At 65.9% G+C, this 270-nt stretch carries 1 protein-coding gene; it reads right to left on the reverse strand.

All coding sequences use genetic code 11. The annotated features are described in order from the left end of the window. The coding region (locus SAZ04_RS22195; RefSeq protein WP_332699779.1) for a carboxylesterase family protein at positions 1-217 on the reverse strand (217 nt) is incomplete at its 3' end. Positions 218-270 lie beyond the last annotated feature (53 nt).

The following is a 270-nucleotide window of genomic DNA, read 5'->3' on the forward strand; positions in this document are numbered from 1 at the left end:
CGTTTCGCTCCGATTCTTTGGTCAGCTCCGGGTGGGAGAAGAAGCCGAACGGCCCGAGGCGGTAGTCATAGGCGACCACTACCACGCCCTTTCGAGCCAAGGCTTCGCCATCGAGTTGCGACCCCGAGCCGACGGTCAACGCGCCACCATGCGACCATACGATCACCGGCCGCCGTTCAGACGCCGACGCGGCCTCGGTCCACACGTTGAGATACAAGCAGTCCTCGCTCATCGGTGTCGCAGTGGACGTCGCACCGCCGCGCCCGCCGG

Source organism: Halalkalibacter lacteus, from assembly GCF_036663595.1.
GTDB classification, from domain to species: domain Bacteria; phylum Bacillota; class Bacilli; order Bacillales; family Bacillaceae_D; genus Halalkalibacter; species Halalkalibacter lacteus.